This window comes from Flavobacterium sp. (assembly GCF_046317795.1).
GTDB lineage: Bacteria > Bacteroidota > Bacteroidia > Flavobacteriales > Flavobacteriaceae > Flavobacterium.
The window spans coordinates 59,809-67,245 of the sequence record NZ_JBKCVI010000011.1 but is presented as its reverse complement, the minus strand read 5'-3'; the positions used below and the strand labels follow the sequence as shown (position 1 = coordinate 67,245).

General features: G+C 33.3%; 6 protein-coding genes and 1 pseudogene. 3 read left to right on the top strand and 4 right to left on the bottom strand.

Translation table 11 applies throughout. The features are described 5' to 3' along the window. Nucleotides 1-1,027: aldehyde dehydrogenase family protein (locus ACK5ON_RS00775; protein ID WP_409818980.1), on the bottom strand; the 1,027-nt coding region annotated here is incomplete at its 3' end. A gap of 225 nt (nt 1,028-1,252) precedes the next feature. On the opposite strand from ACK5ON_RS00775, the gene ACK5ON_RS00770 reads away from it, so the two are divergent. Next, complete coding sequence (locus ACK5ON_RS00770; protein ID WP_409818978.1) at nt 1,253-2,131, top strand: hypothetical protein; 879 nt, start codon at nt 1,253-1,255, stop codon at nt 2,129-2,131. A 5-nt stretch (nt 2,132-2,136) separates the two neighbouring features. Here the strand turns inward: ACK5ON_RS00770 and ACK5ON_RS00765 are convergent, their stop codons facing one another. Next, nucleotides 2,137-2,262, bottom strand: coding sequence for a hypothetical protein (locus ACK5ON_RS00765; RefSeq protein ID WP_409818976.1), 126 nt, complete (start codon nt 2,260-2,262; stop codon nt 2,137-2,139). Nucleotides 2,263-2,584: 322 nt separating this feature from the next. On the opposite strand from ACK5ON_RS00765, the gene ACK5ON_RS00760 reads away from it, so the two are divergent. Further along, nucleotides 2,585-3,898: an ATP-binding protein gene (locus tag ACK5ON_RS00760; RefSeq protein ID WP_409818973.1), complete on the top strand. Its 1,314-nt coding sequence runs from the start codon at nt 2,585-2,587 to the stop codon at nt 3,896-3,898. Nucleotides 3,899-4,015: 117 nt separating this feature from the next. Here the strand turns inward: ACK5ON_RS00760 and ACK5ON_RS00755 are convergent. Beyond that, nucleotides 4,016-4,276, bottom strand: a pseudogene (locus ACK5ON_RS00755) (FAD-binding protein); the annotation flags it as partial. Nucleotides 4,277-4,422: 146 nt separating this feature from the next. Between ACK5ON_RS00755 and ACK5ON_RS00750 the strand changes: the two are divergent. Continuing rightward, nucleotides 4,423-5,829 carry an AAA family ATPase gene (locus tag ACK5ON_RS00750; protein WP_409818970.1) on the top strand — a complete coding sequence of 469 codons (1,407 nt, stop codon included), beginning with the start codon at nt 4,423-4,425 and terminating at the stop codon, nt 5,827-5,829. On the opposite strand, the gene ACK5ON_RS00745 is transcribed toward ACK5ON_RS00750, so the two are convergent. Beyond that, entirely contained in the window at nt 5,818-7,380 is a 1,563-nt protein-coding gene (locus tag ACK5ON_RS00745) for an NAD(P)/FAD-dependent oxidoreductase (protein WP_409818966.1), read from the bottom strand. The two genes, ACK5ON_RS00750 and ACK5ON_RS00745, sit on opposite strands and share 12 nt — an antisense overlap. Nucleotides 7,381-7,437: the final 57 nt, after the last annotated feature.

Sequence of the window (7,437 nt, the reverse complement as noted above, 5' to 3'; positions counted from 1 at the left end):
AAACACCTTTCTCCCAGGGATTGCCAAAAGGTAAAGCATCCACTTTCTCGGCAAATCGCTTGTTAAATTCTTCGGCAATAGACTCATGAACATATAGAATTTTGAGTGCTGTGCAACGCTGTCCATTGAAAGATAGTGTTCCCATAATACATTCTTGAATAGCCAAATCCAAATCGGCATCAGGAAGAATAATGGCTGGATTTTTGGCCTCTAATCCTAAAATTAATCGCAAACGATTTTTATTAGGATGCTGGTCTTGCAAAGCAATAGCCGACTTACTGTTACCAATCAAAGCCAAAATATCTATTTTCCCTGATTTCATTATTGGCGAAGCTACGTCTCTGCCTCTACCATACACAATATTAATAACACCTTTTGGAAAACTATTTCTAAACGCTTCGAGTAAGGGTGAAATCAATAAAACTCCATGTTTGGCTGGTTTGAAAATCACCGTATTTCCCATAATAATTGCAGGAATTAATAACGAAAAAGTCTCGTTCAACGGATAATTATAAGGCCCAAGACACAGCACAACGCCAAGTGGACCTCGACGCACCATAGCGTTCACTCCTTGACTTTTGGAAAAACGAGCACTATTTCTGTCCAATTGTTTGTAATCTTCAATTGTATAGTAAATGTATTCCACGGTTCGGTCAAATTCTTTTTCAGAATCGGCTAACGATTTTCCTATTTCCCACATCAAATAGTTCACTACTACGCTGCGTGTGACTTTCATTTGGGTGACAAAATCTTCCATACATTTAATTCGGTCACTCACTTTCATCGTTGGCCAAATTCCTTGTCCTTTGTCATAAGCAGCCACAGCCGATTGTACAACTTCATCAGCGGCATCTTCTCCCATAGTTGGAATAGTCCCTAATAATGTTGGTGCATAGTTATCGGTAGAAGAAATGGTGGAATATACTTCGGATGTTTCTCCTGTCCATTTTTTCAATTCGCCATTGACTAGATACGTATCTTGATGTAATAATTTGGTAATTTGAAATTCGGAGGGTATTGAATTCATTTAGTAGTAGTAAGTTAATTTGAAAGTTCTATAATTGAGTGATTTGTTTGATAAAAAGTTCTAATTTGTATATTTAGTATTGATAATTTAGTTTAAGTTGAAATTAAAACATATATTACCAGTCGTTAATCTATTAAAAACCAAAACAATTGTAAATTTACAAATTAAAATTAAAGAATATTGTTTATTTTTTTTTAATTTTAATTAAACAAAAAAACTGAACTGTTGAATAAAGTAGTAGCATCTTTTTATAATTCATTCTTATCTGAAAAAGTAAAAGAAAAAAGTGAAGTCATTATAGTATATATAGCTATTTTGAGTTTTATTTTGCATTTACTTTTAATTGGCTTGGTAAATTTAGATTTTATCACAGTGACTGATCATTCAAAATTATTGAGTAATCCGATTTCTGCTATTTATACACCATTTTCATTTATACTTATTTATGAAGTATACCTATTGTTATATTATCTACCCAAGTCAACCTCAATATATATTGGCAAACAGTATGAAATCATTTCTTTAATCGTAATTAGAAGGATATTTAAGGATTTATCTAATTTGGAAGTTTCGTTAAATTGGTTTTCAATAAAAAATGATCTTTTATTCACAGCTGACCTTCTGGCAATTGTACTTCTATTTTTCTTGATTTATATCTATTACAAATTGGTAAAAAACAGCAAAGTTGAAAAAGCAGAAATTATGACACCAGCGATTTCAAAATTTATATCTTTAAAAAAAACAATTGCTACCTGTTTAGTTCCTGTTTTCCTTATTTTATCAGTGTATAGTTTGGGTCATTGGCTATATGAAAGTTTCTTTTCATTCAGCAAAATTGTTATTGATATAAAAGACATCAACAAAATATTCTTCGACGATTTCTTTACCATACTCATTCTTGTTGATGTTATGCTGTTATTATTTTCGTTTTTACATTCAGATAAATTCAACATTGTCATCCGAAATTCGGGCTTCATCATTTCTACGATATTAATAAAATTATCATTCAGCACCGAAGGAATAATGAACATTGTGCTCATTGTAACAGCTGTTGTTTTTGGGGTTGCTTTATTAAAAATTCACAACCAATTTGAAAAAATATAGAAAATTTAATTCAAAGTTTTCGCAATCTTCAACGCACGTTTTTTAGCATCAATAGCCATAGAAATAATGCCAACTACAAATCCCGCACCTTCGCCAAATGGATACATTCCTTTGATTTGAAAGTGTTCCAAAGTTTCGTTATCACGATAAATTCTAACGGGTAACGATGTGCTGCTTTGGGGTGGATGAAGAATTGCATCATTTTTCTTTTGAACCAGTATCTATTTACCAAAGCATTGTACTTCCTAACGCTTTTTAATCTGAAAACATACTAGTAGTATCAATTATTGCAAATGAAATAACGATTTTAAGTTTGATTATTTGTAATACTTTTTTCCTTTAGATTTGGTATTTTATCAAAAAATCTCGTAAATTGATTTGGAATTTTATTAAAATAATATGAATTTTGCTTTTGTTTTTTAATAAATTTGTCGTATAATTAAATATTCTTATATGTATTTAGAAAGAAAAGTTGATACCGAATTAGAGAATTGGAAAAAATTATCAATTAGAAAACCTCTTGTTTTAAGAGGAGCGAGACAAGTTGGTAAATCTTCGGCCATAATGAATTTTGCTACTAAATTTAAATATTATATTGAAATTAATTTTGATGAAAACCCAAGTTATAACACTATTTTTGAAAACGATTTAGATCCAATCTCAATTTGCGAGAAACTTTCTGTAATTACAAACACTCCAATAGTTGTGGGTGAAACTTTATTGTTTTTCGATGAAATTCAATCCTGTATTCCCGCCATTTCTTCGTTAAGATACTTTTATGAAAAAATGCCTAACCTACATCTTATTTCAGCGGGTTCCTTATTAGAATTTGCCCTTTCAGAAATCCCATCTTTTGGTGTTGGGAGAGTTCGTTTCCTATTTATGTATCCGCTTTCCTTTGAAGAATTCTTATTAGCAAATAATGAAAATAGTTTAATTGAAGTGCTAAATAATGCTAAAACTCAAAAAGCAATACCCTATATTTTTCATCAAAAATTGAAAACATATTTAAAGAAATTTTTAATTATTGGGGGATTGCCCGAAGCCGTCAAATCCTATATCTTAAATGGCGATATTCTGGAGACGCAACGCATTTTAGACGACTTAATTCTCTCCATTCAAGCTGATTTTGCAAAATATAAAAACCGTGTAAGTTCATCGAGAATAAGGGAAGTTTTTAATGCCGTAGTACATCAAGTTGGCACCAAATTTAGTTATTCCTATCCAAATGCGACTTTGAATAATTTGCAAATAAAAGAAGCTTTGACCTTATTAGAAATGGCTGGATTAATTTATTTTGTTACCCATTCGGCATGTAATGGTATTCCTATTGGTGCAGAAAATAATCCAAAAAAAAGAAAAATCCTGCTCTTTGATACCGGTATTTTTCAAAGAATTCTAGGGCTAAATATTGCTCCTTTATTAATTGAGGACGATATTAATATTATTAATAAAGGAAATATTGCCGAATTATTTGTGGGAATAGAATTGATAAAAAACACCTCCTTTTATGAAAAAAATCAACTAAATTTCTGGCAACGTGAATCAAAAAATAGTCAAGCTGAGGTAGATTATGTAATCCAGAAACAAGACAAATTAATCCCTATTGAAGTAAAAGCGGGCACTAAAGGTGCGATGCAAAGTATGTATTTATTTTTAGAAGAAAAAAAAGCTGCTTTTGGAATGCGATTATCGTTAGAAAATTTTTCGGAAATGGATAAAATAAAAATCTACCCTTTTTATGCAGTAAAAAATGTTCTTTCGTAACAAGAAAAGATTGCCAATAGACGGTGTTAAATTTTTAAATTTCGTGCTAAACCATTTGAAGAATAATTCAATACGACAACGTTATCTATAAAGTAAGACAATTGTAGTGTTTATAAATTATTTACTAAACAAAACCACAGCAACCTTCAAAGCACATTTCTCGCCATCAATAGCCATAGAAATAATGCCAACTACAAATCCCACACCTTCGCCAGAAGGATACATTCCTTTGATTTGAAAGTGTTCCAAAGTTTCGTTATCACGAGGAATTCTAACGGGTGACGATGTGCTACTTTCGGGTGCATGAAGAATAGCGTCATTGGTCATGTAGCCGCGAATTGCCTTTCCGAATTCGAAGAAACCTTCGCTTATGATTTGCATATTTATTACAAAACAATTCGCCTAATTCGATTTCAATCTCGCTGTATATGCTATTTATTTTATAGTTACAGCAGTTTTTAACATTAATATTTGCTGTAAAATATATTATTTATATATTTACAGCGAAATCAAAATTTAAGAATATGATCGGCAGAGAAGATGAAATGACATTGTTAAATGAAAAATACGCCTCAGAAAAGTCAGAATTTATAGCACTATATGGAAGAAGGCGTGTGGGCAAAACCTATCTGGTTCGCGAAGCTTTTAAAGATAAAATCACTTTTCAACTCACAGGAATTGCAAACGCAACATTACATGACCAGCTTTTAAATTTTCACCTCGCGTTACAAGACCAATATCCTACTTTAAATGTAAAACCAACAAACTGGATTGAAGCATTTCAACAATTGAAAAAAAGTATAGAAAGAACAAATAAGACAAGAAAAATCATTTTTATAGATGAATTGCCATGGTTTGACTCACCCAACTCAAAATTCATTAATGCATTAGAACATTTTTGGAATAGTTGGGCATCGGCAAGAAAAGATATTATGCTTATCGTTTGCGGGTCAGCAGCATCTTGGATGATCAATAAACTAATAAATAATAAAGGGGGATTGCACAATCGCGTAACACTTCGTTTAAAAATTGAACCGTTTACACTCAAAGAATGCAAATCTTTTTTACAATCGAAAAAGATACATTTGGATAATTATCAAATCATTCAATTGTATATGGCATTGGGTGGAGTCCCATTTTATTGGGATGAAGTTCAGAAAGGTTTAAGTGCCACGCAGAATATCAACCACATTTGCTTTTCAAGAAATGGATTATTGGTAACCGAATTTTCCAATATCTTTAAATCACTGTTTTCTAAAGCCGAAAAACATGAACTCATCGTAACTGAATTAGCAAAAAAAAGTAAAGGTTTTACTCGAAATGAAATCATTTTAGCAACCAAAATATCAGATGGTGGCGGATTAACAACTTTGTTAAATGAACTTGAAGAAAGTGGCTTTATTAGAAAATACATTCCGTTTAACAAAAAATCGAGAGAGAGTTTGTATCAACTATCCGATTTTTACACTTTATTCTATATAAATTTTATCAAAGAATATCAAACAACAGATTCCGATTTTTGGATAAAAACTATTGACAGTCCAAAGTACCGATCGTGGAGTGGTTATGCCTATGAACAAGTATGTTTGTATCATTTGGCAACAATAAAAAAAGCGCTGGGAATTAGCGGTATCGAAACCAACACCTCGTCTTGGAGAAGCAAAATAGGAGTAAATGGTGCCCAAATAGATTTGGTTATTGATCGACGCGACCAAGTGATAAACCTATGTGAGATGAAATTTTCGATAAATGAATTTGAAATTGACAAAAAATATGATGCTGAATTACGAAACAAATTAGGCACTTTCAAAACAGAAAACAAAACTAGAAAATCAGTTTTTATGACCTTAATCACAACGTTTGGATTACAACAGAATCAATATTCGGGTAATGTTCAAAACGATTTGAAAATGGACATCTTATTTGAATAAAATGGAAGCAATTTTCAAAGCACACTTTTCACCATCAATTGCGGCCGAAATAATACCACCTGCAAAACCAGCACCTTCGCCGCAAGGATACAATCCTTTTATTTGTGGGTGTTCCAAAGTTTGGTTATCACGAGGAATTCTAACGGGTGACGATGTTCTGCTTTCGGGTGCATGAAGAATAGCGTCGTTGGTCATATAACCTCGCATGGCTTTGCCAAATTCAGTAAATCCTTCGCGCATAATTTGGGTTAAAAAGCTTGGAAACACTTGTCCCATTTCTACCGAAGTGGTTCCAGGTACATAGGAGGTTTTGGGAATATCCGAAGAAATTTTATTCTGTTTAAAATCAATCATTCGTTGGGCTGGCACTTTTTGAGTACTTCCGGCAAGAAGCCACGCTTTTTGCTCAATACTTTTCTGAAATTCCATTCCGGCTAGCGCACCAAATTTGGCGAATGGCTTGAAATCTTCCAATTTTAATTCGACCACGATCCCGGAATTGGCTGTTGCTTGATCACGTTTTGAAGGCGACCAACCATTGGTAACCACTTCACCCGGACTTGTAGCACAAGGAGCAATCACACCTCCCGGACACATACAAAACGAATACATGCCACGACCACTGACTTGCTTCACTATAGAGTAAGGCGCTGGTGGTAAATAATCTCCACGAAAATCGCAGCTGTACTGAATTTTATCAATCAATTCCTGTGGATGTTCTGCACGAACACCTATTGCAAAGGGTTTGGCTTCGATGAGAATTTTTTTTCTATCTAACAATTCGAAAATATCACGTGCTGAATGTCCAGTGGCTAGAATAACTTTATTAGCCGAAATAACATCACCATTTTGAGTTACGATTCCTTGAATTTCATTATTTTTTACAATAAAATCGGTAACGCGGGTTTCAAACAAAACTTGTCCGCCACACTCAATAATCTTCTCCCGAATGTCCTGAATGATTTGTGGTAATTTATTAGTTCCGATATGCGGATGTGCTTCTACTAAGATATCGGACGTGGCACCGAACCCAACTAAAAGTTGTAGAATTCTATCCACATCGCCACGCTTTTTGGAACGCGTGTATAACTTTCCGTCAGAATAGGTTCCTGCCCCGCCTTCGCCAAAACAATAATTGGAATCTTCATTCACAATATGGTCAACATTGATGGCTTTTAAATCGCGACGACGCCCACGAACGTCTTTACCGCGTTCGATAACGATGGGTTTTAATCCCAATTCTATTAATTGCAAAGCGGCAAAAAGTCCGGCTGGACCAGCACCAACGATAATTACTTCTTGAGAATTGGAAACATTTTGATAGTCGGGAAGTTCAATTTTTTGTTCAGAATATTTTTCATCAATAAGATAGACCGAAACTTTGAGATTGACCTTTATTGCTTTTTGACGCGCATCTATAGAACGTTTTTGAACTACTACTTTGTTTACTAATTTAGTTGAAACCCGAACTGTCTTTGCCACATAGTCATAGAGCAAATTTTCATTAGCTGCTATTTCGGGAGAAACTTGAAGTTGGAGTTCTTGCGGCATAATTTGATTTGTCTGACAAAAATAATCAAATGGAATTTATCATAAATAAAAAAGGTT